General features: G+C 68.2%; 29 protein-coding genes and 1 pseudogene. 9 read left to right on the top strand and 21 right to left on the bottom strand.

What is annotated here, in order from left to right; genetic code table 11:
* Positions 1–123: 123 nt before the first annotated feature.
* On the bottom strand, positions 124–2,799 hold the full coding sequence (locus tag ACTWQA_RS47910; protein WP_443165513.1) for an AAA family ATPase: 2,676 nt from the start codon (positions 2,797–2,799) through the stop codon (positions 124–126).
* Between the two features lie 98 nt (positions 2,800–2,897).
* On the opposite strand from ACTWQA_RS47910, the gene ACTWQA_RS47905 reads away from it, so the two are divergent.
* The 3 genes from ACTWQA_RS47905 to ACTWQA_RS47895 are packed head-to-tail and all read left to right on the top strand — an operon-like array spanning position 2,898 to position 6,003.
* Positions 2,898–4,232, top strand: a complete 1,335-nt coding sequence (locus tag ACTWQA_RS47905) for an MFS transporter (protein ID WP_443165512.1) — start codon at positions 2,898–2,900, stop codon at positions 4,230–4,232.
* The gene (locus ACTWQA_RS47900; RefSeq protein WP_443165511.1) at positions 4,229–5,566 is read left to right on the top strand and encodes a carotenoid oxygenase family protein; all 1,338 of its coding nucleotides are present in this window, start codon (positions 4,229–4,231) and stop codon (positions 5,564–5,566) included. Before ACTWQA_RS47905 ends, ACTWQA_RS47900 begins: the two co-directional genes overlap by 4 nt.
* Positions 5,563–6,003, top strand: a complete 441-nt coding sequence (locus ACTWQA_RS47895) for an SRPBCC family protein (RefSeq protein ID WP_443165510.1) — start codon at positions 5,563–5,565, stop codon at positions 6,001–6,003. Before ACTWQA_RS47900 ends, ACTWQA_RS47895 begins: the two co-directional genes overlap by 4 nt.
* Before the next feature lie 302 nt (positions 6,004–6,305).
* Here the strand turns inward: ACTWQA_RS47895 and ACTWQA_RS47890 are convergent, their stop codons facing one another.
* Entirely contained in the window at positions 6,306–6,503 is a 198-nt protein-coding gene (locus tag ACTWQA_RS47890; protein WP_443165509.1) for a hypothetical protein, read from the bottom strand.
* Positions 6,504–6,815: 312 nt separating this feature from the next.
* The gene (locus tag ACTWQA_RS47885) at positions 6,816–7,754 is read right to left on the bottom strand and encodes an SDR family NAD(P)-dependent oxidoreductase (RefSeq protein WP_443165508.1); all 939 of its coding nucleotides are present in this window, start codon (positions 7,752–7,754) and stop codon (positions 6,816–6,818) included.
* Between the two features lie 103 nt (positions 7,755–7,857).
* Between ACTWQA_RS47885 and ACTWQA_RS47880 the strand changes: the two genes are divergently transcribed.
* On the top strand, positions 7,858–8,733 hold the full coding sequence (locus tag ACTWQA_RS47880) for a helix-turn-helix transcriptional regulator (protein WP_443165507.1): 876 nt from the start codon (positions 7,858–7,860) through the stop codon (positions 8,731–8,733).
* A 372-nt stretch (positions 8,734–9,105) separates the two neighbouring features.
* Here the strand turns inward: ACTWQA_RS47880 and ACTWQA_RS47875 are convergent, their stop codons facing one another.
* Positions 9,106–9,705, bottom strand: coding sequence for a GNAT family N-acetyltransferase (locus tag ACTWQA_RS47875; protein WP_443165506.1), 600 nt, complete (start codon positions 9,703–9,705; stop codon positions 9,106–9,108).
* 172 nt (positions 9,706–9,877) lie between these two features.
* Entirely contained in the window at positions 9,878–10,333 is a 456-nt protein-coding gene (locus tag ACTWQA_RS47870) for a helix-turn-helix transcriptional regulator (RefSeq protein WP_443165505.1), read from the bottom strand.
* Between the two features lie 67 nt (positions 10,334–10,400).
* On the opposite strand from ACTWQA_RS47870, the gene ACTWQA_RS47865 reads away from it, so the two are divergent.
* Positions 10,401–10,757 (top strand): alpha/beta fold hydrolase, encoded by a 357-nt coding sequence (locus ACTWQA_RS47865; protein WP_443165504.1) that lies wholly within the window; start codon positions 10,401–10,403, stop codon positions 10,755–10,757.
* Positions 10,758–10,879: 122 nt separating this feature from the next.
* On the opposite strand, the gene ACTWQA_RS47860 is transcribed toward ACTWQA_RS47865, so the two are convergent.
* The 11 genes and pseudogenes from ACTWQA_RS47860 to ACTWQA_RS47810 form a co-directional block, all read right to left on the bottom strand.
* Complete coding sequence (locus ACTWQA_RS47860; protein WP_443165516.1) at positions 10,880–11,080, bottom strand: hypothetical protein; 201 nt, start codon at positions 11,078–11,080, stop codon at positions 10,880–10,882.
* Between the two features lie 23 nt (positions 11,081–11,103).
* A pseudogene (locus ACTWQA_RS47855) lies at positions 11,104–11,181 on the bottom strand (TetR family transcriptional regulator); the annotation flags it as partial.
* Positions 11,182–11,289: 108 nt separating this feature from the next.
* The gene (locus ACTWQA_RS47850; RefSeq protein ID WP_443165503.1) at positions 11,290–11,748 is read right to left on the bottom strand and encodes a MarR family winged helix-turn-helix transcriptional regulator; all 459 of its coding nucleotides are present in this window, start codon (positions 11,746–11,748) and stop codon (positions 11,290–11,292) included.
* 13 nt (positions 11,749–11,761) lie between these two features.
* Entirely contained in the window at positions 11,762–13,093 is a 1,332-nt protein-coding gene (locus ACTWQA_RS47845; RefSeq protein ID WP_443165502.1) for a ferredoxin reductase family protein, read from the bottom strand.
* A gap of 102 nt (positions 13,094–13,195) precedes the next feature.
* A complete protein-coding gene (locus ACTWQA_RS47840) occupies positions 13,196–13,438 on the bottom strand; it encodes an antibiotic biosynthesis monooxygenase family protein (RefSeq protein ID WP_443165515.1) in 243 nt (80 codons plus the stop codon).
* Between the two features lie 118 nt (positions 13,439–13,556).
* The gene (locus ACTWQA_RS47835) at positions 13,557–14,255 is read right to left on the bottom strand and encodes an SDR family oxidoreductase (protein ID WP_443165501.1); all 699 of its coding nucleotides are present in this window, start codon (positions 14,253–14,255) and stop codon (positions 13,557–13,559) included.
* Positions 14,256–14,335: 80 nt separating this feature from the next.
* Positions 14,336–14,491 (bottom strand): alpha/beta fold hydrolase, encoded by a 156-nt coding sequence (locus ACTWQA_RS47830; protein WP_443165500.1) that lies wholly within the window; start codon positions 14,489–14,491, stop codon positions 14,336–14,338.
* On the bottom strand, positions 14,479–14,967 hold the full coding sequence (locus ACTWQA_RS47825) for an alpha/beta fold hydrolase (RefSeq protein ID WP_443165499.1): 489 nt from the start codon (positions 14,965–14,967) through the stop codon (positions 14,479–14,481). The genes ACTWQA_RS47830 and ACTWQA_RS47825 overlap by 13 nt, the downstream gene beginning before the upstream one ends.
* Positions 14,968–15,033: 66 nt before the next feature.
* Positions 15,034–16,035 carry an NADP-dependent oxidoreductase gene (locus tag ACTWQA_RS47820; protein ID WP_443165498.1) on the bottom strand — a complete coding sequence of 334 codons (1,002 nt, stop codon included), beginning with the start codon at positions 16,033–16,035 and terminating at the stop codon, positions 15,034–15,036.
* Positions 16,036–16,161: 126 nt separating this feature from the next.
* Entirely contained in the window at positions 16,162–16,998 is an 837-nt protein-coding gene (locus ACTWQA_RS47815; RefSeq protein WP_443165497.1) for an alpha/beta fold hydrolase, read from the bottom strand.
* Positions 16,999–17,057: 59 nt separating this feature from the next.
* Positions 17,058–17,969: an alpha/beta hydrolase gene (locus tag ACTWQA_RS47810; protein ID WP_443165496.1), complete on the bottom strand. Its 912-nt coding sequence runs from the start codon at positions 17,967–17,969 to the stop codon at positions 17,058–17,060.
* A gap of 182 nt (positions 17,970–18,151) precedes the next feature.
* Between ACTWQA_RS47810 and ACTWQA_RS47805 the strand changes: the two genes are divergently transcribed.
* Entirely contained in the window at positions 18,152–18,736 is a 585-nt protein-coding gene (locus tag ACTWQA_RS47805) for a TetR/AcrR family transcriptional regulator (RefSeq protein WP_443165495.1), read from the top strand.
* 54 nt (positions 18,737–18,790) lie between these two features.
* On the opposite strand, the gene ACTWQA_RS47800 is transcribed toward ACTWQA_RS47805, so the two are convergent.
* Positions 18,791–19,750, bottom strand: coding sequence for a GlxA family transcriptional regulator (locus ACTWQA_RS47800; RefSeq protein WP_443165494.1), 960 nt, complete (start codon positions 19,748–19,750; stop codon positions 18,791–18,793).
* A 69-nt stretch (positions 19,751–19,819) separates the two neighbouring features.
* Between ACTWQA_RS47800 and ACTWQA_RS47795 the strand changes: the two genes are divergently transcribed.
* From ACTWQA_RS47795 to ACTWQA_RS47785, 3 genes are read left to right on the top strand one after another with little or no spacing between them, the layout of a single operon-like run.
* Positions 19,820–20,794, top strand: a complete 975-nt coding sequence (locus ACTWQA_RS47795) for an NADP-dependent oxidoreductase (RefSeq protein WP_443165493.1) — start codon at positions 19,820–19,822, stop codon at positions 20,792–20,794.
* Complete coding sequence (locus ACTWQA_RS47790) at positions 20,791–20,922, top strand: hypothetical protein (protein WP_443165492.1); 132 nt, start codon at positions 20,791–20,793, stop codon at positions 20,920–20,922. Before ACTWQA_RS47795 ends, ACTWQA_RS47790 begins: the two co-directional genes overlap by 4 nt.
* Entirely contained in the window at positions 20,919–21,071 is a 153-nt protein-coding gene (locus ACTWQA_RS47785) for a nuclear transport factor 2 family protein (protein WP_443165491.1), read from the top strand. Before ACTWQA_RS47790 ends, ACTWQA_RS47785 begins: the two co-directional genes overlap by 4 nt.
* 38 nt (positions 21,072–21,109) lie before the next feature.
* Here the strand turns inward: ACTWQA_RS47785 and ACTWQA_RS47780 are convergent, their stop codons facing one another.
* The 4 genes from ACTWQA_RS47780 to ACTWQA_RS47765 all read right to left on the bottom strand — a co-directional run bounded on the left by ACTWQA_RS47780 (position 21,110) and on the right by ACTWQA_RS47765 (position 25,349).
* Complete coding sequence (locus tag ACTWQA_RS47780; protein WP_443165490.1) at positions 21,110–21,655, bottom strand: GNAT family N-acetyltransferase; 546 nt, start codon at positions 21,653–21,655, stop codon at positions 21,110–21,112.
* Between the two features lie 60 nt (positions 21,656–21,715).
* Complete coding sequence (locus tag ACTWQA_RS47775; RefSeq protein ID WP_443165489.1) at positions 21,716–22,774, bottom strand: LacI family DNA-binding transcriptional regulator; 1,059 nt, start codon at positions 22,772–22,774, stop codon at positions 21,716–21,718.
* A 166-nt stretch (positions 22,775–22,940) separates the two neighbouring features.
* Positions 22,941–24,269, bottom strand: a complete 1,329-nt coding sequence (locus ACTWQA_RS47770; protein WP_443165488.1) for a NosD domain-containing protein — start codon at positions 24,267–24,269, stop codon at positions 22,941–22,943.
* A gap of 120 nt (positions 24,270–24,389) precedes the next feature.
* Positions 24,390–25,349, bottom strand: coding sequence for a hypothetical protein (locus tag ACTWQA_RS47765; RefSeq protein ID WP_443165487.1), 960 nt, complete (start codon positions 25,347–25,349; stop codon positions 24,390–24,392).
* Positions 25,350–25,357 lie beyond the last annotated feature (8 nt).

Here is a 25,357-nt window from a genome sequence, read left to right as displayed (position 1 = left end):
AAGGGCTACTCCACCGCTACATGCGGCACATGAACGGGCACATCGTGTCACCGTTTCGTCGCCAGCCGGAGCCCCCACCTCAGCCACAACCCCGATGCCTCGTCGGGCTGGGGCGAAGCCCCGTTAGCGAATGTCGGGGAGGTCTCTTAGCTGTTTGCGTGAGGTGAGGCCGAGCTTGCGGAAAATGTTGCGCAGATGCGCGTCGACCGTGCGCGGACTGAGGAACAGCTTGGCCGCCACCTCCTTGGAGGCGGCACCGTCGGCGACCAGCCGGGCGATGTGCAGTTCCTGCAGCGTGAGCTGATCCGACGCTTGCGACGAACGGCTCCTGGCGTGCTCGCCGGTGGCCCGCAGCTCGCCGGCCGCGCGGTCCGCGAAAGCCTGCGCGCCGAGGTCGGACAGCAGTTCGTGCGCCGTACGCAGCCGCTCGCGGGCCTCGCGCCGCCGTCCCTGGCGCCGCAGCGACTCCCCGTACAGCAGGTGGGCGCGGGCGCGGTAGATCGCCATCCGGCTGCCGTCGAGGCGTTCGACGGCTTCGCGGTAGGCGTCCTCGTCCTCGGTCACCAGGGCGCGGGAGTAAGCCTCGACACCCAGTCCCCACGCGTGCCCACCTGCATGTGTGCGTTCGGACAGCGTCCGCAGCGCCGAGGTGGCCAGCTCGGTCTCGCCGCAGCGGACGGCCGCCTCGACCAGTTCGGGCAGTGCCAGCCCGGACAGGCCGATGTCGCCGTGTGCGACGGCGTGCTGGGCGGCCTCCAGCGCTGCCTGGTAGTCGGCCAGACTGTTGTTGAGCACGGCCGTCGCCCATTGGACGCTGAGGCTCATCCGCTGGCTCGCCGCGAGCACGCTTTCGAACAGCTCGACGGCCTCCTCGCGACGCCCGCGCACGGCGGCCAGGTGGATGCGCGGGTAGACCAGCGGCGCAGCGCCGGTGGCCTCGGCGATGGCCTCCTCCTCGGAGATCATCTCCGTCGCGGCGCCGAAGTCGCCTGCGTGGACGGAGGCCGTAGCCAGCATGGCCAGGCCGACCGGCAGCATGTGGAACGAGCCGGACTCGCGGCCCGCCGCGACGATGCGGGCGGCGATGCCGTGCAGGGCGTCGTGGTCCCAGAGCTCCACGGCCAGCATGAAGCCCATGGACGGCCAACGGGCCCACACCTCGTCGCCGACATTCCCCACGATCGGCCGCAGGACGGGGGACGCCAGCAGGTGCCCGTCGGTGACCAGCCTGAGCAGGCCGTCCAGGACCGCGTCGGCGCTGGAGGCCGGCTGCGGAGCGGGCGGGGCCTGGCGAGCGGCCTCCACCACCGGCCCCAGGCCACCGATCAGCATGCCCGTCTCCATCGCGTCCAGGTAGCAGGCCCGTGACCAGGCGGGATCGGTACCGGCCAATCGGGCGGCCGCGCTCAGCAGATAGGTCGTGGGCCCCTCACCGCCCCGGCGGCGCGCGAACGAGAGCTTCCCGCGCAGCAGATCGATCCTGGCCCGCTGTCGCTGGTCGAGCGAGGCGGTCTCGGCGGTGGTGAGGAGTTCGGCCGCCACGTCGAACGCGCCGACTGAGAGTTTGGCCTGGACCGCGGCGAGCACACGTTCGGTCCGGAGGCCGGGGGAGAGGGTGAGCGCCGCGGACCGTTCGAGGAAGGCCGCGGCCGCGGCCACGCCGCCCCTGGCCTGGGCGCGGGCGGCGGACTGTTCCAGCTCGGCCGCGACCTTCTCGTCGGGCCCCGTGCTGGCCTCCGCGTGATGCCAGGCCAACCGGTCGGGGTCCGCGACGGGGTCGGTCACCGCGGCCAGCGCCTCGTGTGCCCGCTGCCGATCGGCCGAGGAGGCGGCGCGGTAGGCCGCCGACCGGGCGAGAGGGTGGCTGAAGCGGATCCTGGTGCCGAACTCGACCAGCGCGGAGGCCTCGGTGGTCGCCGATGGCTCGATGCCCATCAGTTCGGCCGCCCGCCACAACAGCCCGGGGTCGCCGACCGGGTCGGCCGCCGCGATGGTGAGCAGCAGCCGGGCCTGCGGCGACAGCAGCTCCAGCCGGGTGCGGAAGCTCTGCTCGATCACGCTCGGCGCGGAGGGGGGCAGGGCGAAGCCGCCGGCCATTCCGGCCAGACCCGCACTCCTGGGCAACTCCAGCAGCGCCAGCGGGTTGCCGCGGGCCTCGGCCAGGATGCGGTCGCGTACGCGCTCGTCCAGCGGGGCGCGGATCGCGGCGGCCAGCAGCGCGCGGGCGTCGGTCTCCCCGAGGCCCTTGACCGCCAGGCTCGGCAGCTCGTCGAACTCGGGAACCCGGTGCGGCTCGCGTACGGAGAGCACCAGGGCAACCCGTTCCGCGGCGACCCTGCGGGCCAGGAAGGCCAGCGCCCTCGCCGAGGCATGGTCGAGCCACTGCGCGTCGTCGACCAGGCACAACAGCGGGCGCTCCGCCTCGACCAGCAGGCCCAGGGTCGCGACGCCGACCAGGAAAGGATCAGGCGTGCCCGTGTCCAGGCCGAAGGCGATCTCCAGCGCCTTGCGGTGCGGGGCGGGCAGCGCCGTCACGTTGCCCAGGACCGGCGCGCAGAGCTGGTGCAGGACGGCGAACGGCAGCTCCATCTCGAACTCCGCACCGGAGGCCCGCATGACCAGGAAGTCGCCCGCCGTCTCCTCCGCATGCCTCAGCAGCGCGGTCTTGCCGATGCCCGGCTCACCGCGCAGGATCAGGGCTCCGCCCTGATCCTGCCGGGCCGCGTCGATCAGAGCGCCCACGCGTCCGATCTCTGCTTGTCGTCCCACCAACGAGATGTCCATAGATGCGACAACCATTTCATTATGGTGCAGGTCACACGTAGTCAGGGTGACGGCTGCGGATAGGTAAGAACTACCGACGCGAGCGTCCGCGGGCCGCTGCGAGTGTGATGGCCATGAGCAGCGCGTCCGTCTCCCCGACCACCACCACGACCTGGATGCCCCTGGCGGTTCTGGCCACGGCCCAGTTCCTGGTGGTCCTGAGCACCTCGATCGTGAATGTCGCACTGCCGGAGATCCGCACCGGACTCGGGCTCGGCCCCGCCGGTCTGTCGTGGGTGGTCAACGCCTACGTGCTGGTCTTCGGCGCCCTGCTGCTGCTCGGCGGGCGCTCGGGCGACGTGTACGGCCTGCGCCGCGTCTTCCTGATCGGCACCGCTCTGTTCGCCGCCTCCTCGCTCGGCGCGGCGCTGGCGAACGACATGGTCACGCTCATCGTGGCCAGAGCCGTCCAGGGCGTCGGTGCGGCGCTGGTGGCGCCCACCGCGCTGGCCATGGTGCTGACCCTGTTCCCCGACGGGCCACGACGCGGCACCGCGCTCGGCGTGTGGGGCGCGGTCTCGGGTGTGGGAGGAGCGGCGGGTGTGCTGCTCGGCGGCGTGCTCAGCGACGTCTACGGCTGGCGCTCGGTGTTCTTGGTCATGGTTCCCTGCGCCGTGGCGGTACTGGTGGCCACCTGGCGGCTGGTGCCCGCCGACCGGCCGCGCGGCGGCCGGCTCGACCTCCCGGGCGCACTCGCCGTCACGCTGGGCCTGACCGCCCTCACGTACGGGGTGTCCAGCAACAGCTGGCCCGCCATGGCTGCGGGGGGGTTGCTTCTCACCCTCTTCCTCCACTTGCAACGCCGATCGGCCCACCCCCTGGTCCCCGCACGGATCTTCACGGTCGGCTCGGTCACCGCGGCCAACGTGCTGATGGCGTTGCTCGGCGCGGTCTGGCTCAGCCTGTTCTTCTTCCTGCCGCTCTACCAGCAGCGCGTCCTCGGCTACACGCCGATGGAGGCGGGAATGACCCAGCTTCCGCTCGCGCTCACGATCACCCTGGCCTCCTGGGCGACTCCCCGGCTGACCCGGCGGCTGTCCGGCCGGGCCGTGCTGACCAACGGGTTGCTGCTGCTCACCGCCGGCCTCGCCTGGCTGGCGCGAGCTCCTTCCGACGGAACCTTCCTGAACGACCTGCTCGGCCCCTCGGTACTGATCGGCGCCGGGCTAGGGGCGGCGTTCGTCCAGCTCACCGCCCTGTCGGCGGCGGGGGTGCCGGCCGCCGACAGCGGTCTCGCCGGTGGGCTGATCAACGCCACCCGGCAGATCGGCGGCGCGATCGGCCTCGCCACCCTGACCATCCTCTCGCTCACCGGCGGTTACCGCGGAACGTTCGTGGCCGCCGCCCTCATCACCTTGTTGACCGCCTTGATCGCCCTGGTCACCATCAGAAAGGACGCACTCCGATGACCGAACTGTCCAAGCCGTACGTCACCGGCCACTTCACCCCGGTCGCCGATGAGCTCACCGCTCGCGAGCTGACCGTTCACGGCACGCTCCCGCCGGAGCTGAACGGCCGCTACTTCCGCAACGGCCACAACCCCAAGCCGGGCGTCACGCCCAGCCACTGGTTCAGGGGGGAGGGCATGATCCACGGTGTGCGGCTGTCCGGCGGCCGCGCCGAGTGGTACCGCAACCGCTGGGTACGCACCCCCTTCCTGGACGGCGTGCCGTTCACCGGTACCGAACTGGAGGTCAGCGCAGCCGCCACCAATATCATCTTCCACGGCGGCCGCTATCTCGCCCTCCAGGAGGCGAACCTGCCCTGGGAGGTCACCGCCGAGCTCGACACCGTCGGCGTGTACGACTTCGGCGGCAAGCTCACCAGCGCGATGACCGCCCACCCGAAGGAGGACCCGGTCACCGGCGAGCTGCACTTCTACAGCTACAGCCCGTTCCCGCCTTACCTGACCTACTACGTCGCCGCTGCCTCCGGGGAGATCATCCGCTCGGAGGTCGTCGACGGGTCGGGCCCGTCGCTCATGCATGACTTCGCCATCACGCGGGAGCACGTCGTCTTCCTCAATTCCCCCGTGGTCTTCGACCACTCCGAGCACTCCGGCATCCCGTACCGGTGGCACGATGACGTGCCGTTCCGGATCGGTGTCATGCCGCGTACCGGGCCGTCCCGGGTGACGTGGTTCGAGGTCGAGCAGGGGGCACTGCTGCACGTCACCAACTCCTACGTGGACCAGCACGGACGCGTCGTCGTCGAAGGGCCGCGCTACGACCGGGCGTCCTGGGAGAACTCCTGGAAGTGGTGGGTCGGCGCCCCTGGCTACGGCACCAGCCCCGACGCGGGATCGACCCTCCACCGCTGGATCCTGGACCCTGCCACAGGCAAGGCCACCGACGAGCCCCTGGACAACCTGGCCACCGAGTTCCCCTCGATCAACGACGCGCTCACCGGCGCGGCCAACCGCTACAGCTACGCCATCGCCTTCCCCGGCGCGGGCCTGTCCGGCTACCACACCATCAAGTTCGACACCGTCACCGGCCGCCGACAGCTGCTGTCCCACGGCGAGCACCGCATGCCGGGCGAGGCCGTGTTCGTCCCCGCCGAAGGCGGCACCAACGAGGACGACGGCTACCTGCTCGCCATCGTCAGCGACCTCAAGGCGAACGCGTCCCAACTGCTTGTACTCGACGCCACGAACATCGAGAACGACCCCATCGCCACCGTAGAACTTCCCCGCAGGGTGCCCGCCGGCATCCACGGCCACTGGATCGAGGACAACAAGTGATCACCGGAATCGACACCTCCGCCGCCGTCGTCGCCCGCCACTCCATCACCATCGACGCGCCCCTGCAGCGGGTCTGGGACCTGCACATCGACGTGTCCGGCTGGACCTCCTGGCAGACCGACATCACCGCCGCCTCAGCCGAGGGTCCGCTGGTCCCCGGCTCGGTCTTCCACTGGACCACGTTCGGGATGGAGATCGGCTCCACCGTGTACGCGGTCGAGGAGCCGTACCGCATCCTTTGGGGCGGTCCGGCGCACGGCATCGACGGCATCCACCAGTGGACGTTCACCGAGAAGGAGGGCACGGTGCACGTGCACACCGAGGAGTCCTGGGACGGCGAGCCCATCCGCGCCGACGTCCAGGGCATGGGCGCCGCACTCGACGCCTCGCTGACGGCCTGGCTCGAGCGCCTTAAGAAGGCGGCCGAGAGCGCCTGAAACAGCGGTTCCGAACGCCGCGCCGTTGACGAACGGCGCGGCGTCCTGCTGCCCGCCTGATTCCCCATGCCTTCGACTTCGTGCGGACACGCAGACTCCGCCCTGCCTACCAGGGGCTTGTCGCGATCATCGCGGAGCCTGAGGCCCCCGCCGGAGGCACGAAAGCCCGGCTCTTGGCCTCCAAGCCCAGCAACGCGCCCACCCGGTTAGGTGCGGCTTGAGCTCCCACCTCGATGACCTCGCCGCAAAGTCGGCCTCCGGCCTGGTGAGATAGGCCTGTCCGGGTCGGTTCCGCACCGCCGCTACAGCCCGTCTTGCTCCATCCATGGCCTCGCGGTGCGCTGCTCGGTCATTCGATCCATGCGTGTCTGCTGGGTAGCCTCCCGCAGTCGGCTTCGTCGATCATGCTTCAGCGCAAGACGGATTGCGCTGTAGATGAGCAGGAACAACATCAGTGCGGAGAGCGCCCACGCCAGCACAATGGATAACCCGACTTCCATGACATCAAGCCTGCCGGATCTTGTGACCTGCCGTCCATGCTTCCGGCGGGGCCTCCAGCTCCGGGATGGTCGTTCAGCTACGTCGGGCTCGTAGGTGGCTGAGCTGAGGCGGGTGAGGTGCGCGTCTTAACGCGTGAACTCACTCCGCAGGTACCTGTGGAAGAACGAGAACGGACTGTATCGTGATCGATGTTCTTGGCGCAGGAAGAGGTGCGGATTCATCGTCGTTGACGGTGCCCGTCGCCACACAGGGTTCGGCACTGCAGGCCGATGGGGAGCCCGTAGACCTGACCGCCCACAAGCCGGTACGTGCTAATGCGAAGCGCATGCGCGTTTCAACAGCTCGGCGGTCGCCTCCCACAGGCGCTGCTCCCGGTCGCGGTCGTGGGCGACCGGCTGCACCTCGGTCAGCTTGGTCTTCACCACGAACGCGCCGTCGCGCAAGTGTGCCCACTTGTCGTCGAGGGCCATCGCGGCCAGCAGCGGCCCCGAGCGTTGCGGCGTCGACACGCCGGGGACCCGGCCCAAGGCGCGGCTCATCGCCTGGACCGCTTTGGGGGCGCCACGGCCCAGGGCGGTGCCGGGCATCCAGCCCGGTTCGAACACCGACACGTTGATCCCGGCGCCGACGTGGCGCTGCAGCTCATGGGCGTAGTACAGGATCGCCAGCTTGGCGTTGGAGTAGGCGACGCCGGAGGCGGTCATGCCCGGGGCCTGCTCACCGATAGCCGGGCGGGCGAGCTCGACGGGGTCGGCCCACTTGGCCTCGGCCACGCCCAGCAGCTTGCGCCAGAAGTTGGCGTGATACGTGTTCGAGCCGAGCAGCACGACCCGCGCCGGGGCGGTGAATGAGCCAAGCAGGTCACCGATGAGCTGGGCATGAGCGAGGTAGTTGACAGCGAAAGTCATCTCGTAGCCGTCGGGCGAGGCCCGCCGGGTGTCGGTCGACATGGCGCCGGCGTTGGCGACCAGCGCACGCAGCGGCCGAACGGCGCCGGTCGCGAGCAGGTTGCGCACGGTGGCCGCGGCGGCACGTACGTCGGCCAGGTGCGACAGGTCGCAGCCGATCTCGTGGACGCGGGCGCCGCGCGCGCGGGCCTCGTCGGCGACCGCGGTCAGGTCCCGCCCGGCGCGGCCGACCAGCAGCAGGTCGGGTCGCTGCCCCTGCTGGCGGTCGGCCATGGCCAGCACGGCGTGGCGGCCCAGGTTGCGGGTCGGGCCGGTGATCAGAACAGTTCCGGGTTCGGTCATGGCCCCAGCCTGCGGGTTCGGCCGGGCCGCAGGCAGTCGTTCGGTTTTCGTAGGACTGCCAGGGCCAGGACAACCCGGTGCGGGCTCGCGCAGACTGGAGCGCATGGAAGCGTGGGAGTTCGGCCGGACGGTACGCCGCTGGCGCGACCGGGTGGCACCTGAGGCCGTTGGCGTGCCGGTGGGCCGCCGACGCCGGGCCAGCGGGTTGCGCCGTGAGGAGCTGGCCGCGCTCGCCGGAATCTCGGCCGACTACCTGACCCGTCTCGAGCAGGGGCGCGCGACCGCGCCGTCGGCGCAGGTGGTGGAGTCGCTGGCTCGGGCGCTGCGCCTGTTCGACACCGAACGCGACCTGCTCTACCGGCTGGCCGGGCACGCCGCACCCGGCCCGGACGTCGTGCCGTCGCGGATCCCCCCGAGCGTGCAACGGCTGCTCGACCGGCTGTCGCACACCCCGGTTGTCGTGTACGACGCCAGCTGGACGCTCGTGCTGGCCAACGCGCCCTACGACGCGCTCATGGGTGAGACGACCACGTGGCGCGGCCTGGAACGCAACGCCGTCTGGCGCAACGTCGCCCGCCTGCCCTCGCGGGTCGTGCACACCCGGCAGGAGCAGGCCGAGCACGAGGCCCGGCTCGTGGCCGACCTGCGCCTGACGGCCTCGCGCTACCCCGCCGACCGCGCCCTGCGACGCTTGATCGCCGACCTGGCCTCCGGCAGCCCGCGCTTCGCCGAACTCTGGGACGCCGAGACGCCACCGCCCCTGAGCGACCCGTCCAGACGCAAGACCATCAAGCACCCGGAGGTCGGCCCGATCACCCTCGACTGCGACACGTTGTTCGTCGCCCTGGACGACCTGCGCATCACCGTCTACACCGCCGCGCCCGGCACCGAGGATGCCGACCGCCTGGCCCTCGCCGTCGTCCTGGGCACTCAGTCGCTATCGCAGGTAGGCTCGACGCAGATACGTTCGGACGACTGATGCCGACGTGCACGCTGGTAGACGGTGGTCTCGTCCGCGGAGGCGGCTTGGCCAGGCTTGGGCGGAGGGACCACGATCCGCTTCGGGTCAGAGCTTGGCCAGGCCCTGGTAGCCGACGTCCAGGGACAGCGCGACGTGGGGGAACTGGCCGAGCAGGTCCTCGATGCCTTCAGTCTTGAGCGCGGTCTGGTCGTGCATCCTGCCTGGCCAGGGCCCCGTGGGTGAGGTCCAGCCGCAGGTGCGCGAGGGTGGCCAAGGCCGGCCAACTCCTCACGTTACGGCCCCGACGCCTCGCTGATCGCACGCAACCGACGACGAGCTGGACACCGCCACTGTGATAGTCCTGGGGATCAGGTCGAGTCGGGTAGCCCCTCAGCCCTCGGGGTCGCGCAGGCCGACGCAGTCAAAAGCCCAAAAGGCCTCTGAGTAGACGAAGGTGCCCGTCATCCACGGCTCGTGAGCGGACAACCGGGCGACCTGGAACGCGGCTTCAGGGATACGCAGCGACGGCGAACGGAAGCCCACCGCGCTGGCACCCTCGAAGCCGCGCGTGCCGTAGTAACGTGGCGAACCTTCCAGGAATACCAACGGCACACCCTGGCTGTCGGCCGCCTCGAGGGCGTACGCGATGAGCTGAGTGCCGATCCCCTGACGCTGGAACTCCGGGACCACGCCCAGCGGTGACAGGGACAGGACGTCCACGATCCGGCGCGGGGCGTCCACCCGCGTCGCGCTCAGCAGGACATGCCCCACAACCCGGTCATCAACGGTGGCGACGAAGGACATCGGCGCCCACGCAGCCTCCGCAACGCGAAGTGCCTCCACGAGCCCGGGAACCCGCTCGCTGTCACCGAAGGCGCGCGAATGAACCTCGCGCACATCTCGGTGATCGCCGGCGGTCTCTTGCCGAATCACCAGCCCTGCGCCATCGGGAGCGATCCGGGAGCCGTCAGGCGCATCGTGTGACGTCATGCCGCGAGGGTAGATCGCGGGGCGGCTCGTACGCGAGGCAATTACGCACCAGGTCGACACAGGCGCACAGGGCCATGAGTCGCTGGCCACAGCCCCGCCTGCCACACCAGCGGCAAGAGGCCCGTCACCAGCGGAAACGCGGTGATGGGCCTCTCGCTTTGTGTCCGGCCGGTCAACGGTTGACCGATCCCTCTGCTGGCGCAGACGTGATCGCCGCGCGTTCGTATCGTGCCGCGATGGTGTGGAGGTGTTCGGCGAATCCGGCGGGCGACTCGATGGTGAAGTCCACGTCGAGCATGGTCAGCAGGGAGACGAGCATCCGCGGGGTCTCCGCGCCGAGGTACAGGAGACAGCTGTGCTCGTCCACGGCTTCCAGCCGCCCGTTCAAGGGCCACATCCGCTGTCGTGCCGACTCTGCGGAGGTGTGGAGGCGGATCGTGGCCTGCACCGGCCAGACGTCGGACACTCCCCGTGCGACGAACTGCGCGGCGTCACCGCCGGGCAGTTCGCGCGGGGTGAACCGCGGGCCGACGGGAGTGCGGGGGGATATCCGGTCGACTCGGAAGCTGCGCCAGTCGGCCCTGTCGAGATCCCAGGCGACCAGATACCAGCGCCGCCCCCAGGACACCACGCGGACCCGCCCGCAGACCCTCGCCTACGGCCTGACCGACTCCCCGGTCGGCCAACTCGCCTGGATGATGGAGAAGTTCAAGGAGTGGTCGAACCCCTCGGCCGAGCTCCCCGAGGACGCGGTCGACCGGGACACATTGCTCACCAACGTGATGCTGTACTGGCTGACCGCGACCGCCGGTTCGGCGGCGCGGATGTATTACGAGAGCAGCCACATCCGCGACTGGTTCCCAACGACCAACTCCGGGGTGCCGACAGCCGTGGCCAACTTCGCCGGGGACACGGCGATCCGTCGCTGGGCCGAGGAAAACAACACCATCGTCCGCTGGACGGAATTCGACCGCGGCGGCCATTTCGCGGCCCTGGAAGCCCTGGACCTGCTGACCGGCGACATCAGGCAGTTCTTCAGCTCGCTACGGTGAACCCACCACGGTGAGTCGACGGCGGTGACGGCATCAGCGACGAGCTCGAACCCCTCCTCCCGGAAAGCCGGTGCGTCGCGGAGAAGATCGCCCACCGAGCGATCAGCGCACCTCTGGCGAACTCAGGGGGAGCCGTCCCGCCAGCCGTGTTCCAGAAGGTTGAAGATCTCGTCCAGAGCGCGCCGGGGGTTCTCGCGTCCGTGGACCAGGCTGGGGCTTTCCATGACGAAGCGGGCCAGTGCGGCGACGCGGACGTCGTCTTCGGGGGCGCCGGTGGCTTCAGTGATGGCGGCTGCCAGAGCGGTCTCGTGCCGCAGCCACATCCGGCGCAGCGCTTGAAGAGCGTGGTCACGGCCACATCCGCCGCTTCGGCCCCATCCCTGACGCCCACGTTGTCATAGCCGCGCTCGGTGAACAGCCGCATCGCGGCGTCCGCCAGCGCCTTCCGGGTCTGAGCCTTTTGCGTTCACGGCGCGTATGCGGCGCCGCTCGGAGCGGCGCGTCGCGAGGGTCGATGCTCGGCAGCGGCTGACTACGAGTCGTGGACCGCCGCGACCGTCTGTTGCTTCTCGAGATTTTCTGCGGTCTGGCGCAGGAGCTCGATCAGCTGCGTGGGCGCTTCGGCGGAGAGGCCGTCGAATGCTGCCGCATTGATGCTCTGCGCGAGCGCTTCCACTTGCGGTAGGAGTGCTTCGGCCTGAGGGGTGAGGCGAATGATGGCGCGGCGGTGGTCGGTCTCGTCCTGTACGCGGACGATCAGTCCGTCGCGCTCCATTCGGCGGAGCGTGAGTGCCATCGTGGGCTGCTGGATCGCCGATGCTTTCGCGAGCTCGCCCTGGGTGGTGCCCCCGAGCGCGGACAGGGTGAAGAGAGGGGGAAGGTACGCCGGAGTGATGCCGAGGGGGCGGAGAGCCTCGGCCATACGGCGCTCGAACACGCGCGCACACCAGTTGATCACGAATCCAGCAGAGTCGAAACGGTTGAAGTCCATGGCCTCTTCTCGACTAGGGGTGCTTCACCGGCGCGTTCATCTCACCCGCCCGCCACTCGTACAGTTCACGGTATACCTGACGCTGCGCACCTGATTCCTGACCGAGTCGGCGTTGGACCATCGCGGTAAGCCCTGCCGGGCCGCAGAGGTACCACGCCGTGCCCCTGGGTTTGCTCTTGATGAGGCGGTCGACGGCGTCGCCGTCGAGTCTTCCGCTCACTGCGCTGAACGCCGGTGTGAGCGTCAGCCATGGCATGTTACGGGCGAACGTGGACAGTTCCTCCCAGCAAGGAACGTCGGAGGCATCCCGTGCCGCTATGACCAACTCGACCTGCCGCCGCGATGGCTCAGCGACGTCCGGCGCACGCTCGGCGGTCCGCAGGACTGAGAGGAACGGCGTGATGCCGGCTCCTCCCGCCACCCAAACCTGGTGCTGAGGGGCGCCTGCGCCCACCGGCGGCGTGAACGATCCGAACGGGCCGTCCGCGCGCACCCAATCGCCGACCGCAAAGCCTGTCTGGGCGCGGCCCGTCCAATCCCCGGATGAGCGAATCAGGACGCTCACGCGCTCTTCGCCTCCTGCGCTCGTCAGGGTGAACGGATGCGTCTCTCGGGCCCCATCGGCGGTTGCCGTCAGGAACACGAATTGGCCGGGTCGGTGCGGAGGGATCCTGCGCGATCCTTCCGGCCGCATGACGACCTCGACTCCGCGCTCGCGCTGCAGCGTTTCGACGACCACATAGGGCACCCCTCCGCGAGCCTTGTCCGCCACCCGGACGAGCAGGCTTCCGGCGCCCAACAAGGCGAAGCAGCCGAGCAGGCCGCCCAAAGGGTTGACCAGCGAGAACCATTGACTGGCACCGCTCACCATGTGCGCGGTCAGCACGAGAAAGGCGAAACCCGTGGCCATGTGGAACTTTTGCCACCTGTCGTAGGGCACCTTCGTGTTGACGGCCAGCACGATCGACCCGACGAGGACAAGCGTTCCCAGCACGCCGAGGGGAATGGCCACGGTGAGGGTGTCCAGCAGGCTTTCGCCGCGGTCGACGGCCGATGCGATGGGGATGAGGATCAGATGCAGGCCGATCACTCCGAGGATGATCGTGCCGATCCGGCGATGGGCGTTGTAGACGCGATCGAGCGGACCGAACAACTTCTCGAGTATCGGACGGCGGATCGCGAGGAACAGGTTAGTGGCCATCATCGCGTAGGCGGTTGTGCCCGCGAGGATGGCCAGGCCGCTCAGCCATCCCAGCGCGGGGACCACGAGAAGCGGGACGCCGACTACCAATCCGGCGTACGCGCAAACGAACGCCAGGGTGCCCCAGTGCAGTTTCCATGACATAGATAGCATGCTATCGGAAGAATGCATAGCATGCTATCTACCAGCTCGCCTGGCTCAGGCCACGCAGATGCCGGGGACGGCCACCTTCTCCATCAGGTGCGGCTAGGCGACGGTGCCGTCCGGGTAGCGCTCGAGGGCCGCGCCGAACTCGGGGGCGGAGAATGCGGCCCGCAGGTGCGCGGCGGACTCCCAGACCGCGATGTTCACCAGGACGCGGCTCCCGGCGATGCCCTGGTGGAGCTGGGCGGAGATGAAGCCGGGCCGGCTCTTGAAGTAGGCGGCGTCCTCCTTCCACGCGGCGAGCATCTCCTCCGTCCTGCCCTCTGGCGCGACAAAGGTGTTGATCAGCGTGACAGGGCCATCGCCGGCCGTCCCGGCCCGGTTGAGGACCAGCGTGGTCGGCTACCGCCCGGGGAGGGTGGCGAGGAGTTCGTGGACGCAGGTGCTCGACGTGGACTGGTCTTCAGAGGAGCTGCGGGTAGAGCGCCGTGACGCCTGCGGCCAGCGCGGCCTGTGCCTGGCGGCTGACGTCGTCGGCGACGATTTCGTAGGCGCCGGCGGCGATGCCGTCGACGGCGATCCTGGCGATGTCGGCGGGGTCGGACTTGACCGAGGTGACCGTCCGCGCCATGTCGGTGTCCATGTAGCCGACGTGCAGTCCGGCCACTCGGATGCCCTGGTCGGCGAGCTGCACGCGCAGGGCGTTGGTGAGTGACCACTGCGCGGACTTGGCGGCGCAGTAGGCGCCGATCTCCGGGAAGCTGACCCAGGACAGGCCGGACAGGATGTTCAGGATCGCGCCGCCGCCGTTGGCCGCGATCTGGGGTACGAAGCCGCGGATTACCGAGAGGGTGCCGAAATAGTGGGTGTCCATCTCCAGGCGGATGTCGTCCAGGTCGCCTGCGAGCAGGTCGCTGCCGGTGGCTGAGCCGGCGTTGTTGATCAGGACCGTCACGTCGCCTGTGGCTTGGGCGGCGGCCGCCACGGAGGCGGGGTCGGTGACGTCGAGCGCGATCGGCTTGACGCCCGGCAGGTCGACCTGGTCGGGGTTGCGGGCACCGGCGTAGACGGAGGCGCCGCGGCCGAGCAGTTCGGCAGCGAGCGCGCGGCCGAACCCCCGATTGGCTCCGGTGACAAGAACGGTGCTGGTGGACAGATCCATAGAAGGCTCCTGGTGAAATGAGAAAGGCGGGTTGATCGCGTTTGGTGGGCCGGCCGGGGTTCCGTGTCAGGCCCGCGGGGTCAGGCTGCGAGGAAGTTGGTCACCTCGGTGGCGAACGTTTTGGCGTGCTGGAACAGGAAGGCGTGGCCGGCGTCGCTGTAGAGGATGAGAGTGGCCGAGTCGAGGTGCTGGACCGCGACGTAGGAAGCGTGTGCGGGGAGCATCACGTCGTGCACGCCGTTGGCGTAAAGGACGGGGTGCTTGATGGCTTCCAGTTCTGCTCGCGCCTGGTCGAAGGGGCGCTCCAGACCCCCGGCACCCAGGCGGCCGGGCTGCTGCCCGCCACGATGAGCTTGCGCACCAACTCGGGGCGTCGCAGGGCCACGCGCTGGGCCACGATGCCACCCAGCGACCAGCCGAGCAGGTCGGCCTGCGCAAGACCGAGTGCCTCGATGAACTCGATGGCGCCCTCGGCGAATCCCTCCAGGGAATCGCGCGGCTCGCCGGTGGTGTCGCCGATCCCGACATTGTCGAACACGATCACGTCGTGCTCGGCGGCCAGGTAGTCCAGGAACTCCGGGTCCCACCAGTCGATGGTGCCGCGGAAGCGGTGCAGCAGGACCAGCGGGACACCGCGCCGTTGTCCCATCCGCCGGTAGGTGAACCGGGCGGAGGGGCCTTCTACATAACGGTTCTCGGCTGCGTCTGCCATATACGTGCTCACGATGTGCTTCTCCTGCTTGTCGGTGTGTTTGCGGGGCGGCCCGCGGCCGGATGTTCATCTCACCTTGACGACGACCTTGCCTTTGGCGCGTCCCGTTTCGAGGTAAGCCATGGCTTCGTTGGTTGATTCGAATGGAAAGACCCGATCCACGACCGGGCGTATGATCCCCGAATCGATGAGAGAGCTGATCTCGCGCAGCTGATCTCCGCTTGCTCTCATGAACAGAAACGAATAGCTGACGTGACGATGTTTTGCCGCCCGCCTGGCCCGATAGCTCAAAACGCGCATTACCGGCCGCAAAAACCATGGCGATCCGACCTCCTTCGCGAAATCGGGATCAGGTGGGCCCGAGATCGAGATGAGCTTTCCGCCGGGCTTCAGCACTCGTAGGGACTTTTTGAGCGTCTCGTCATCCAGGCTATGCAGGACCACATCGTAGCCATGCAGAATTTTTTCGAAGTCGTCTTTCCTATAGTCGATCACGACATCTGCGCCGAGGCCCTTCACCAGATCGATGTTCGCTGTGCTGGTTGTTGTAGCCACGGTCGCGCCGACATGCTTGGCCAACTGGATGGCAAATGTTCCTACGCCGCCGGAACCTGCTTGGATGAGAACTTTCTGTCCTCTCTTCAGCTTCGCTTTTTCGATCAACGCCTGCCAAGCAGTCAAGCCGACCAGTGGGATGGAGGCCGCTTCTTCCATGGTGAGGTGTGTCGGCTTCAGCGCCAGATCGTCTTCCTTTATCGAGATGAGTTCCGCGAAGGCACCGATTCGATCTTGGTTCGGCCGTGCATAGACCTCGTCGCCGGGTTTGAATCGCCGCACTCGAGACCCGACCCGGACTACGACGCCGGCCACATCATTGCCCAGAACGACCGGCAGGTGATAGGGCAGAATGAGTTTGAACTCTCCGTCCCTGATTTTGGCATCGAGAAGATTCACACTTGCGGCGTGGATCTGGACCAGGACGTCGTTCTCCCGTACCTCCGGGTCCGGCATTACGCCCACACGCAGGCCATCGTTGTTTCCATAACGGTCGAGGATGAATGCTTTCATGATATTTCTGTTCCCGATTTCTTGCTGAATGAGATGAAAGGAAGTTTCCGAGGTAAGTGCCGAGACGCGGCAGGGGAGCCCTTGTATCAGTGCTCACCCGCCCAGCCGATCCGATCCGACAAGAAATTATGGCGCGAGGAATTCCAGAGCCTTTTTGACGAACTCTTCGTGATACTGGAATATGCCGCCGTGTCCGGCGTCACGATACAGTGTGAGTTGGGCGTCCGGCAGCCGTCGAGCCATGTCGACAGAATTGCTGCTGGGCACCATTCTGTCGTTGTCGCCGTTGACCACCAGGACTGGATGCTGAATGTCCGACAAGTCATAGGGATCTTGCAATCCCCAGGCGTGGATGGCCTTGAGCTGGGCACGGAAAGCCGTTAGCGAAATCGACTTATCCCGGTTGTCCGTACGCTCCTTCAGCCGCTCCAAGAATTGCCGGGCCGCCGCCTGGCCGTTTGATGTCCGAGTGAAGAAGAGATACTGCTTCGGATCTTTGAAGGTCAGCGCACCTTTTATCGTGTCGCGGATGGTGAGAGAGGTGACTTTGTCGATGCCTTGGCCTCCGGCCGGGCCTGTGCCGGCGAGGATGAGCTTGCGAACGAGCTTCGGCTCTTCTTCCACGATCACCTGAGCGACCATGCCGCCGAGGGAGAAGCCCAGGAGATCGACCTGCTCGAAGCCCATCGCCCGGATGAAGGCGATGGCGTCACGCGCCATCGCGGCCACTGAGTTCGGTGTCTTGCCTTGCGAGGCGCCGACGCCTCGGTTGTCGAAAGTGACCACTCGATGTCCGGCGGCGATGCCGTCGACGATCCTGGGATCCCAGTTGTCCAGCACCCCGGTCAAGTGGTTGAGGAATATCACTGGCACGCCGTTGCCCGTTCCGAGTCGCCGGTACGCGAAACTCGTTCCGCCGACATCGACCGTCTTTGTGGGCGCGTCCTTGTACGTGATGCTCATGGTTTCTCCTCGCTCTGCAATAACGAGCCGCGCCGACGGGCGACGAGTCGTTCTTCCGCTCAGGTGCCGAGGTGGCGGCGGAGCCATGCACCCATCTGCTGGATCGCGTGATCCACCTCGGGTACGCGCCCCGCGCCCAGGACGAACGAATGCTGTCCTTCAGGCAACGGGTGGACCTCGGAGGCGACCTTGAAGTCCGCGAGCCGGCGGCCAAGCTGGGCGCCGTCGTCGGCGAGGGTCTCGTACTCGCCGTAGTGGACGGTCGTGGGCGGCAGGCCGGTCAGGTCGGCGTTGATGAGGCTGATCCGCGGGTCGGCGACGTCCAGGGTGGGGTCCTGCAGCCAGGCTCCTCGGAAGAGTTCGAGCGTGCGCCTGCTGAGCATCTTGTCCGTTTTCTCGTTCTCGTCCACCGACGCGTTCCGGATGGTGAGGTCGGCCCACGGCGAGACGCTGACGATCGCGCCCGGGGTCGCCTCGCCGTTGGCGAGCAGACGCAGTGGCAGCATGACCGCGAGGGTGCCGCCGATCGAGTGGCCCGTGCTGCCGATGTTCCGCGGCTCGTAGCCTTGTGAGAGCAGCCACCGGTAGGCCGTCTCGGCGTCGTCGAGCTGCGCCGGGTAGGGATGTTCGGGCGCCAGGCGGAAGTCCACGACGAGGGAGCGGGCGCCGGCCGCTTTCGCGATGTGGCCGGCGGCCTTGCGGTCGGAGTGCATCGAGGCGGTGACCGACCCGCCGAAGTGGAAGTGGAGCAGCGCGCGGTCGGGGTCGGCGTCCTCGGGGATGCACCAGAGGGCGGGGACGCCGTTCGCGTCCACTTCGGCGTAGGTCACGCCTTCCGGCTCGGTTGCCGCCCGATGGTTCGTCTCGACGATGTCGCGGACGATGGCCAGGTCGAGGCCCGGCGTCGAGGACCTCGCGCTCACGCTCTCAAGGAACTGCGCGAACTGCTGTGCCTGGGGGCTTACTCGCATGGTGACGCTCCTGCCCGGTGCTGCACACGCTGCTCGTGCACCGCCTTTAGATTATGACCATACGACCATAGGGTGAGACGTCGTCCGAGCGCAAGGGTTCCGCCGAATTTAGATTATGATCGTACGAAGACGGGGTGTGGGGAGGGCGCGTGGGGTCCTCCCGGCGGGAGGAGGAGCGTGTGGTGCGGTACAGCAAGGAGCACAAGCAGGCGACGAGGCAGCGGATCATCGAGACCGCCGGCCGCCGGCTCAAGAAGGACGGCATCGACGGCTCCGGAGTCGCCACGCTCATGGCGGACGCGGGACTGACCAATGGCGCCTTCTACGCCCACTTCGCCTCCAAGGAGGAGCTGGTCGCCACCACCGTCGCCGACCAGCTCCGCGAACAGCGCGAAAACCTCAGCGCGGTGGCGCCCGGCCGCGCCGGAGTCGAGCAAATCGTGCGTCAGTACCTGTCGCCCGAGCACCGCGACAACCCCGGCGAAGGCTGCCCGTCGGCCGCCCTGCTCGACGAGATCGGCCGCTGCACGGACGTGACCAGGCAGGCCTACACCGACGGTGTGCTGGACATCATCGACGACTTCACCGCGCGTCTGGCGCCGCACGATCCGCAGTCGGCACGCGTCAAGACGCTCACCATCTACGCAGGAATGGTCGGGACACTGCAACTCTCCCGCGCCCTGGCCGACCGGCAACTCGCCGACGCCGTCCTCGAGCAGGGCATCCACAACGCCCTCACGCTGCTGGACGCCACACAACAGAGCTGACGCGCCGTATCACCCGACGGCGACACGCTTCAGGAGCGGTACCTACGGTGATGCTCAGCGGTTCGATGACAGAGCGCCCCGGAAGGTGCGCCGGTAGGCAAGCGGTGAGACGCCGATGGCGGCGTGCAGATGCTGGCGTAGCGACGTGTCGGCGGCGAAGCCGACCTGCGCGGCTATCTCGTCCACCGCCAGGTCGGTGGATTCCAGAAGGTGCCGTGCCCGGGCGAGGCGCTGCTGGATCAGCCAGCGTCCCGGGCTCATGCCCACCTCTTCATTGAAGCGCCGGGCGAAGGTGCGCAGGCTCATGTGGGACTGCTTGGCGAGGTCCGACAGGGTCAGCGGCTGGTGGAGGTTCTCCAACGCCCACTGGCGGGCCGCGGCCGTTCCGTTCGCGGTGGTCTCGGGCACCGGCTGCTCGATGTACTGTGCCTGTCCTCCGTCGCGCCATGGGGGGACGACGCACATGCGCGCCACCCGGTTGGCGACCTCGCTGCCATGGTCTCTGCGTACGAGGTGTAGGCAGACGTCGAGCCCGGAGGCGGCGCCGGCCGAGGTCACCACGTCGCCGTCATCGATGAACAGAACGTCCGGGTCCAGTGCCACCTGCGGGAAGCAGTCGCGGAAGAGGTCCGCGACCACCCAGTGCGTGGTGGCCGGCCGGCCGTTGAGGAGCCCTGCGGCCGCGAGGACGAAGGCACCGGTGCAGATCGACACGAGGCGCGTGCCGGGAGCCACGTACGCCAAAGCCGCCACCATGGCCGCCGGCACTTCCTGGGGGATGGGAGAGGCGGTGAAGGGTGGGATGACGACGGTGTCGGCGCTGTGCAATGCCTCCGGGCCGTGCTCGACGGTGATCGAGAAATCGGCGTTGGTGCGTACCGGGCGACCGTCGACACTGCAGGTCAGGACCTCGTAGCGGCCGTCGGCGGCTCCGAAGACGCGGCTCGGAATGCCCAGCTCGAAGGGGTAGACCCCGTCGACGGCCAGAACGACGACTCGGTGAACGTGTGCCATGGCAGGATCCCGTCGAAAGATGGCAATCGTGCCATGGTAGCGGGCGGGGACAGCGGTGAAGCTGGACGCATGACCAACACCACCATCGCCGCCACCATGCGCGCCATCAGCCAGGACACTCACGGTTCCCCCGAGGTGCTCAAGGAGGTTGAACTTCCCAGGCCCGTGCCGGGCCTGAATGAGATCCTGGTCGCCGTCCGCGCGGCCGGCGTCAACCCGACCGACTGGTGGAACCGCGCCCAGGCCATGACCGTTGACCGCCTGCCACTCGTCCTGGGCTGGGACGTCTCCGGAGTGGTCGAGGCCGTCGGTACCGGCGTCACCCTGTTCAAGCCGGGTGACGAGGTCTTCGGCATGCTGCCCTACCCCCACGGGGTCGGCTCCCACGCCGAGTACGTGACCGCCCCCGCCCGCGCCTTCGCACACAAGCCCGCCGGCATCGACCACGTCCAGGCCGGTGCTCTGCCGCTCGCCGCCCTGACCGCCTACCAGGCACTCGTCGACACCGCCGATGTCCAGCCCGGGCAGCGGGTCCTCATCCACGCGGCGGCCGGTGGCGTCGGCCATCTCGCCGTCCAGATCGCCAAGTCCCGCGGCGCGTACGTCATCGGCACCGCCAGCGCCGCCAAGCACGACTTCCTGCGTTCCCTGGGGGCGGACGAGGCCATCGATTACCGCACGGTCGACTTCACCGAGGCCGTCGAGGACATCGACGTGGTCCTCGACTCGGTCTCGTTGGACGCCGCCGCCCGCGCCCGCTCCCTCGCCGTGCTGCGCCCCGGCGGCACCCTCGTCTCGATCCTTCCGGTACCCATCGACCCCGACGAGCTGGCTGACATAGCCGAGCGGGGCATCCGCTTCGAGATCCTCCTCGTCGAGGCCGACCGCGCCGGCATTCAGGCCATCGCCGACCTTGTCGCAACCGGCGCCCTGCGCGCCCACCTCGAGGCCGCCTTCCCGCTCGCCGAGGCCGCCAAGGCCCACGCCCTCGGCGAGACCGGCCGCACCACCGGCAAGATCGTGCTGATCGTGGAGGGACAGTGAAGACGCAGATCGCCGCCCAAGCCCTCAGGACCGTGTTCGATGGGGGCGACACGACTGTCGTCGACCGCCACGTACGGTCGGACTACATCCAGCACAACCCACTCGCCCCCGACGGCCCGAGGCCATGAAGGCCTTCGGCGCCGCCATGCGGCAGCAGTTCCTGGATGCCACGACCGTCTTCGACATCTTCCGCTTCCGGGACGGGAAGATCGCCGAGCACTGGGACATCCTCCAGGATGTGCCGGAGACCTCCGCCAACGACAACACGATGTTCTGACGGCCGCCGGGTCCTAGCGAGCGCCGTACGGCCCAGGCCTACGGCACGCCCGGCAGGTTCGCCGCGTAGATCCAATCGAGGCCGTCCTCTCCGCTTTCGTCGAGGTGTTCGGCCCGGGACAGGCCGGCATGGACCGCCACGCGTTGGGAGGCGACGTTGGCCGGCCTGACGCGGGCGATTAGCGGGAGGTCGGGGACGGTTTTGGATGCCCAGGTGGTGACCGCGGTCGCGGCCTCGCTGGCGTAGCCGCGGCCCCATGCTGAGACGGCGAAGCGGTAGAAGAGGTTGAGCACCTTCATACCGTGCAGTTCCATAGGCTTAATTCCGCAGAAGCCCAGTTGCTGGGCACTACCGTGGCGTTGGACGACCCAGTACCCGTATCCACAGCTCTGCCATTGGTTGTTCCAGCGTTGAAAGAGCTGTTCCGCCTCGTTGAGCTGGGCGAGCGCGTCGGATGGATTGTGCAGGCTGGTTTGGGGGTCCTTGTGAATCTCAAAGATCGCATCAATATCGGCTTCGGTCGGGGGCCGCAGGACCAGCCGGGCGGTCCTCAGCTCTACGCCTGTCGGGCTTGGGCCGTTCATAAGCAGAGCGTAGAGCTCAGGGCTGACGGCACTGGTGACGGCAGCAGCTCCGCAAGACGCTCAACCTGGATCAGTCCCCGGAGGAGATCTACGCCGAGGACGCGGCGGCGGCCCCACCGAGTCCCGCCTGACCAGCGGGCACGGCATGAGATGTCCCTGCTCCCTTTGCTCAGGGTCGTCCTGGATGAGCCCCAGCAGCCGGTGGAACGCCCACATCCCCATCTCGTAGTGGGGGAGGGCGACGGTCGTCAGTGCCGGGGACAGCTCGGGGGCGATCAGGTCCTGATCGTCGTACCCGACGACGGACAGGTCGTGGGGGATGCGCAGGCCGCGTTCGGCCGCGGCGCGGTAGCACCCCATCGCCATCCGGTCGTTGTAACAGAAGATCGCGGTCGGCCGTTCGTCGAGATCGAGAAGGCGGCTCGCCGCTTGGTAGCCTCCCGTTGTGGTGCCGTGCTCGGCTGCTACAAGCTCCGGGTCGGCGGGGATCCCCGCCGCGGCCAACGTTTCGTGGTAGCCGGCCAGGCGCCCGGATGCCGCCGGAACCTCCAGCGCCTCGGTGGCGAACCCGATCCGCCGGTGACCCGCGCGGAGGAGTTCGCCGACCGCCGCAGCCGCGCCTCCGCGTTCGTCCGGCACGACGTACGGCATGGAGCCGTCGGTGGGGCAGGCATCGAGTACGACGGTGCTCACGTCGCCCAGCAGCTCGGGGATCTCGACGTGCCGGTGGTACATGGTGGCGTAGATGACACCGTCGACCCTCCGGTCGAGCAGCGCCCGAACGGCGTGGCGCTCGAGCGCGTGCTCTCTTCCGGTGTTCACCAGGAACAGCAGGTAGCCGGCCTGCCAGGCCGCGTCCTGAGCTCCCTGGATCATCCGCCCGGCGAACGGGGTGGTCGCAATGTCATCGCCGACGAAGCCGATCGTTTGAGTCCTGCGGGTGCGAAGGCTGCGGGCGATCGGGTTGGAGGTGTAGCCGAGGTCGCGGGCGGCGGACAGGATCCGCTCCCGGGTCTCGGGGCCGACGCGCGCGCCCTCGACGTTGTTCAGGACCACGGACACCGTGGAGACGCCTACGCCCGCTCGGGCTGCGACGTCCTTGATCCGCGGTTTGCCCATGATTCTCCTTGAAGAATCGATTCATCAAATCGATTCTTCATCCTTGTCCTGATGCGGATATTTGGCAAGGGTTCGTTTCCGACGCGTTACATGCCGTGGAACCGGCCCGGGACCTCGGGGCCGCCCTGGCGCGTCCAGCGGCAGTGCCACCCCCACCTGCTCCGGCTCAAGGGGTGGCGCGGAAGGTGTGGTCCGAGGTGTAGGTGACGAACTGCGAGGCGGTGGCGCTGTCGATCACCTTCGTGCCGTGCGTGCTCCCGTCGAGCACCACGGCGTTCGCCGCGACGTTGCTGACCAGGCTGTTGTTGGACAGGTGGTTGTTGTGCCCTGAGGCGACCAGGATGATCGTGGGTTTGGCGCCGGAGGGGGTGATCTTGGCTGGGTCGACGTCGTAGGCGAAGAGGTTGCCGGTGACCATGTTGCCGTCACCGCGCAGGTGGATCACCCCGTACAGGTCGTCCTTGCCGTTGCTGTACGGCTGCATCGGGCCCCAGGGTTCGGGTTCCCTCCGGAAGTGGTTGCCGCTGATGAGGTTCTCCTTGTTGGCCCCGTCCGAATCGAGCATTCCGGGGTAGAAGCCGTGCAGCCGGTTCCCAGTGATCGACGACCGGTTGGTGTTGCGGAGGTGGATCAAGCTCTTGCCGCGCGGGAAGATGTTGTTCCCGGCGATCAGCAGCCCCTGGTGCTGTTCGGCGAAGATCGAGTAACCGATGTAGCCTGCGCCGATGTGGTTGTCGGTGACCTTCGACGCCTGCCCGGAGCCGATCAGTTCCACGCAGCTGCCGCATTCGGCGATGAAGTTGCCGTGCACGCTCAGCGCGTCCGCGTCGCGTATGACCAGCGCGCGCTCGAGGTAGACGAAGCCCATCCGCTCGATGCGGAAGGCGTCGTTGGCCGTGTCTACCCGGATCCCGACCTTGCCGTTGGCGTAGGAGTTCTGGTTCGGCGTGAAGGAGAGCCCGTCGAGGCAGAAGTTGTCGAAGACGACCGAGCTCAGCCGCGGATCCCCGCTGCGCGAGACGAGGAAGCCCTCGCTGTGGCCGTCGGTGTTCTCGACCCGGATCCGGCTGCCGCCCGGCCAGATCTCGTGCCAGGCCGAGGTGTCCCCAGCGTTGTAGCGGATGCTGGAGGAGGCGAAGCCGTGTCCTTCGCCCCTGATGGTGAGGTAGCTGACGTCGACCGTGACCCTCGTCTTGAGGGGGTAGTCGCCGGGAGGGATGTAGATCACCGCGCCGGGCTTCGACGACTGGTTGGGCTGGCGCTTCTTGATGTCGGCGATGATGTCGTTGATCAGCGCGCCGATGTCGGTGTAGCAGGTGATGGCCGGGTTGGTGGAGTGGGTCCAGGCCGTGACGTCGTACACCGTGGGCGGCTTGCCTGCCTTGGCGGATGCGGCGGTCTGGCCCGATAGCACGGCTAAGCCGGCCGCCGCCGCGCCGACGGCCGGCACTCTGAGCAGCATGCGGCGGGCGATGCCGGAGTCTTTCTCGGTCATGCGGTTCCTCCTGAGGGTTGGGGGGTGCGATATCCGGGTTGAGGGACAGGTGGAGTTCGCTGGGGTGAGGTGCAACGCCGTGCTCCAAGCCGTCCGATGGTCCTTTTGAGTAGGCGAGCGTCACATCGGGAGTGGCTGGGTGCTCTGCAGGCCGTGAGCCGGATCGAGGCGCACGGGGATCGGGTCGGTGATCTCCCCGATGAAGCCGTCGTCGTCGGTGTGGCGGAAGGCGAGCAGGACCCAGGCGCCCCCGCGATCCCGGGTGATGCGGCCGCTGTAGAGGGACTCCTCGGTGAGGCGTCGCGCCTTGAGCGGGTCGTACGGCCCCAGCAGGTCGCCGGGTTCGAGGACCCAGACGCCGCCGCGTTCCCCGGTCAGGCGCCGTTCCTGCGACAGCTCGGTGCGCAGACACGAGAACAGCAGCACTGGACTGCCATCGACGATCTCGACCTGGGGGACCTCCAGGTGGCCGAAGCCGGTGCCGGGTGCGCTGAGCGGGGGTTGTGTCTCCCAAGTGAGCAGGTCGTGGGAGCGGGCATGGCCGATCACGCCGCGCTGGTCGGGGTCGCCGACCTGGGAGCGGGCGGTGATGAGCATGTGCCAGCCGTCGCCGCCGGGGTCGCGGAAGACCCAGGGGTCGCGCCATGCCTCGTCGGCCCACCGAGCGGTCTGGAGCTGCTCGTACCAGCGCGGATCGCTTTCCAGGATCGCTGCCGTGCCGTGCTTGCGCCAGGTGTGCAGGTCGTCCGAGGTGGCCAGGCCGATGCGCTGCTTGAGACCGCGTTCGGCGTGGCTGGTGCCGGTGTAGAACATGTGCCAGGTGCCGTCGTCGGCCCGGACGATCGAGCCGGTCCAGGTGGTGTAGTCGTCGAAGGCGGGACTGGAGCTGGGGGCCAGGGCGTCCGGGAGTACGGTCCAGTCGGTGAGGTCGGCGGATACGGCGTGGCCGATCGAGACGTTCCAGTGGCGCTGGTCGGGGTCGCCGATCGCCTTGGGCGCCTTGAGGAAGTAGAGATGATAGGTCTCGCCGTCGTCGGCGAGCCAGAAGTCCCAGACCCAGTGGTCGTCGAGACGCAGCACGAAAAGAC

The organism is Nonomuraea sp. 10N515B, from assembly GCF_052245915.1.
Classification (GTDB): domain Bacteria; phylum Actinomycetota; class Actinomycetes; order Streptosporangiales; family Streptosporangiaceae; genus Nonomuraea.
Note: the sequence above shows the minus strand (reverse complement) of the source record. Positions and strands in the feature narration are given on the sequence as shown.

Bases quoted from the DNA above. Each gene is read 5' to 3' on its own strand.
- ACTWQA_RS47910 (WP_443165513.1), bottom strand. From the start codon at position 2,799: ATGGTTGTCGCATCTATGGACATCTCGTTGGTGGGACGACAAGCAGAG.
- ACTWQA_RS47905 (WP_443165512.1), top strand. From the start codon at position 2,898: ATGAGCAGCGCGTCCGTCTCCCCGACCACCACCACGACCTGGATGCCC.
- ACTWQA_RS47900 (WP_443165511.1), top strand. From the start codon at position 4,229: ATGACCGAACTGTCCAAGCCGTACGTCACCGGCCACTTCACCCCGGTC.
- ACTWQA_RS47890 (WP_443165509.1), bottom strand. From the start codon at position 6,503: ATGGAAGTCGGGTTATCCATTGTGCTGGCGTGGGCGCTCTCCGCACTG.
- ACTWQA_RS47885 (WP_443165508.1), bottom strand. From the start codon at position 7,754: ATGACCGAACCCGGAACTGTTCTGATCACCGGCCCGACCCGCAACCTG.
- ACTWQA_RS47880 (WP_443165507.1), top strand. From the start codon at position 7,858: ATGGAAGCGTGGGAGTTCGGCCGGACGGTACGCCGCTGGCGCGACCGG.
- ACTWQA_RS47875 (WP_443165506.1), bottom strand. From the start codon at position 9,705: ATGACGTCACACGATGCGCCTGACGGCTCCCGGATCGCTCCCGATGGC.
- ACTWQA_RS47865 (WP_443165504.1), top strand. From the start codon at position 10,401: ATGATGGAGAAGTTCAAGGAGTGGTCGAACCCCTCGGCCGAGCTCCCC.
- ACTWQA_RS47860 (WP_443165516.1), bottom strand. From the start codon at position 11,080: ATGTGGCTGCGGCACGAGACCGCTCTGGCAGCCGCCATCACTGAAGCC.
- ACTWQA_RS47850 (WP_443165503.1), bottom strand. From the start codon at position 11,748: ATGGACTTCAACCGTTTCGACTCTGCTGGATTCGTGATCAACTGGTGT.
- ACTWQA_RS47845 (WP_443165502.1), bottom strand. From the start codon at position 13,093: ATGTCATGGAAACTGCACTGGGGCACCCTGGCGTTCGTTTGCGCGTAC.
- ACTWQA_RS47835 (WP_443165501.1), bottom strand. From the start codon at position 14,255: ATGGATCTGTCCACCAGCACCGTTCTTGTCACCGGAGCCAATCGGGGG.
- ACTWQA_RS47825 (WP_443165499.1), bottom strand. From the start codon at position 14,967: ATGGCAGACGCAGCCGAGAACCGTTATGTAGAAGGCCCCTCCGCCCGG.
- ACTWQA_RS47820 (WP_443165498.1), bottom strand. From the start codon at position 16,035: ATGAAAGCATTCATCCTCGACCGTTATGGAAACAACGATGGCCTGCGT.
- ACTWQA_RS47815 (WP_443165497.1), bottom strand. From the start codon at position 16,998: ATGAGCATCACGTACAAGGACGCGCCCACAAAGACGGTCGATGTCGGC.
- ACTWQA_RS47810 (WP_443165496.1), bottom strand. From the start codon at position 17,969: ATGCGAGTAAGCCCCCAGGCACAGCAGTTCGCGCAGTTCCTTGAGAGC.
- ACTWQA_RS47800 (WP_443165494.1), bottom strand. From the start codon at position 19,750: ATGGCACACGTTCACCGAGTCGTCGTTCTGGCCGTCGACGGGGTCTAC.
- ACTWQA_RS47795 (WP_443165493.1), top strand. From the start codon at position 19,820: ATGACCAACACCACCATCGCCGCCACCATGCGCGCCATCAGCCAGGAC.
- ACTWQA_RS47785 (WP_443165491.1), top strand. From the start codon at position 20,919: ATGAAGGCCTTCGGCGCCGCCATGCGGCAGCAGTTCCTGGATGCCACG.
- ACTWQA_RS47780 (WP_443165490.1), bottom strand. From the start codon at position 21,655: ATGAACGGCCCAAGCCCGACAGGCGTAGAGCTGAGGACCGCCCGGCTG.
- ACTWQA_RS47775 (WP_443165489.1), bottom strand. From the start codon at position 22,774: ATGGGCAAACCGCGGATCAAGGACGTCGCAGCCCGAGCGGGCGTAGGC.
- ACTWQA_RS47770 (WP_443165488.1), bottom strand. From the start codon at position 24,269: ATGACCGAGAAAGACTCCGGCATCGCCCGCCGCATGCTGCTCAGAGTG.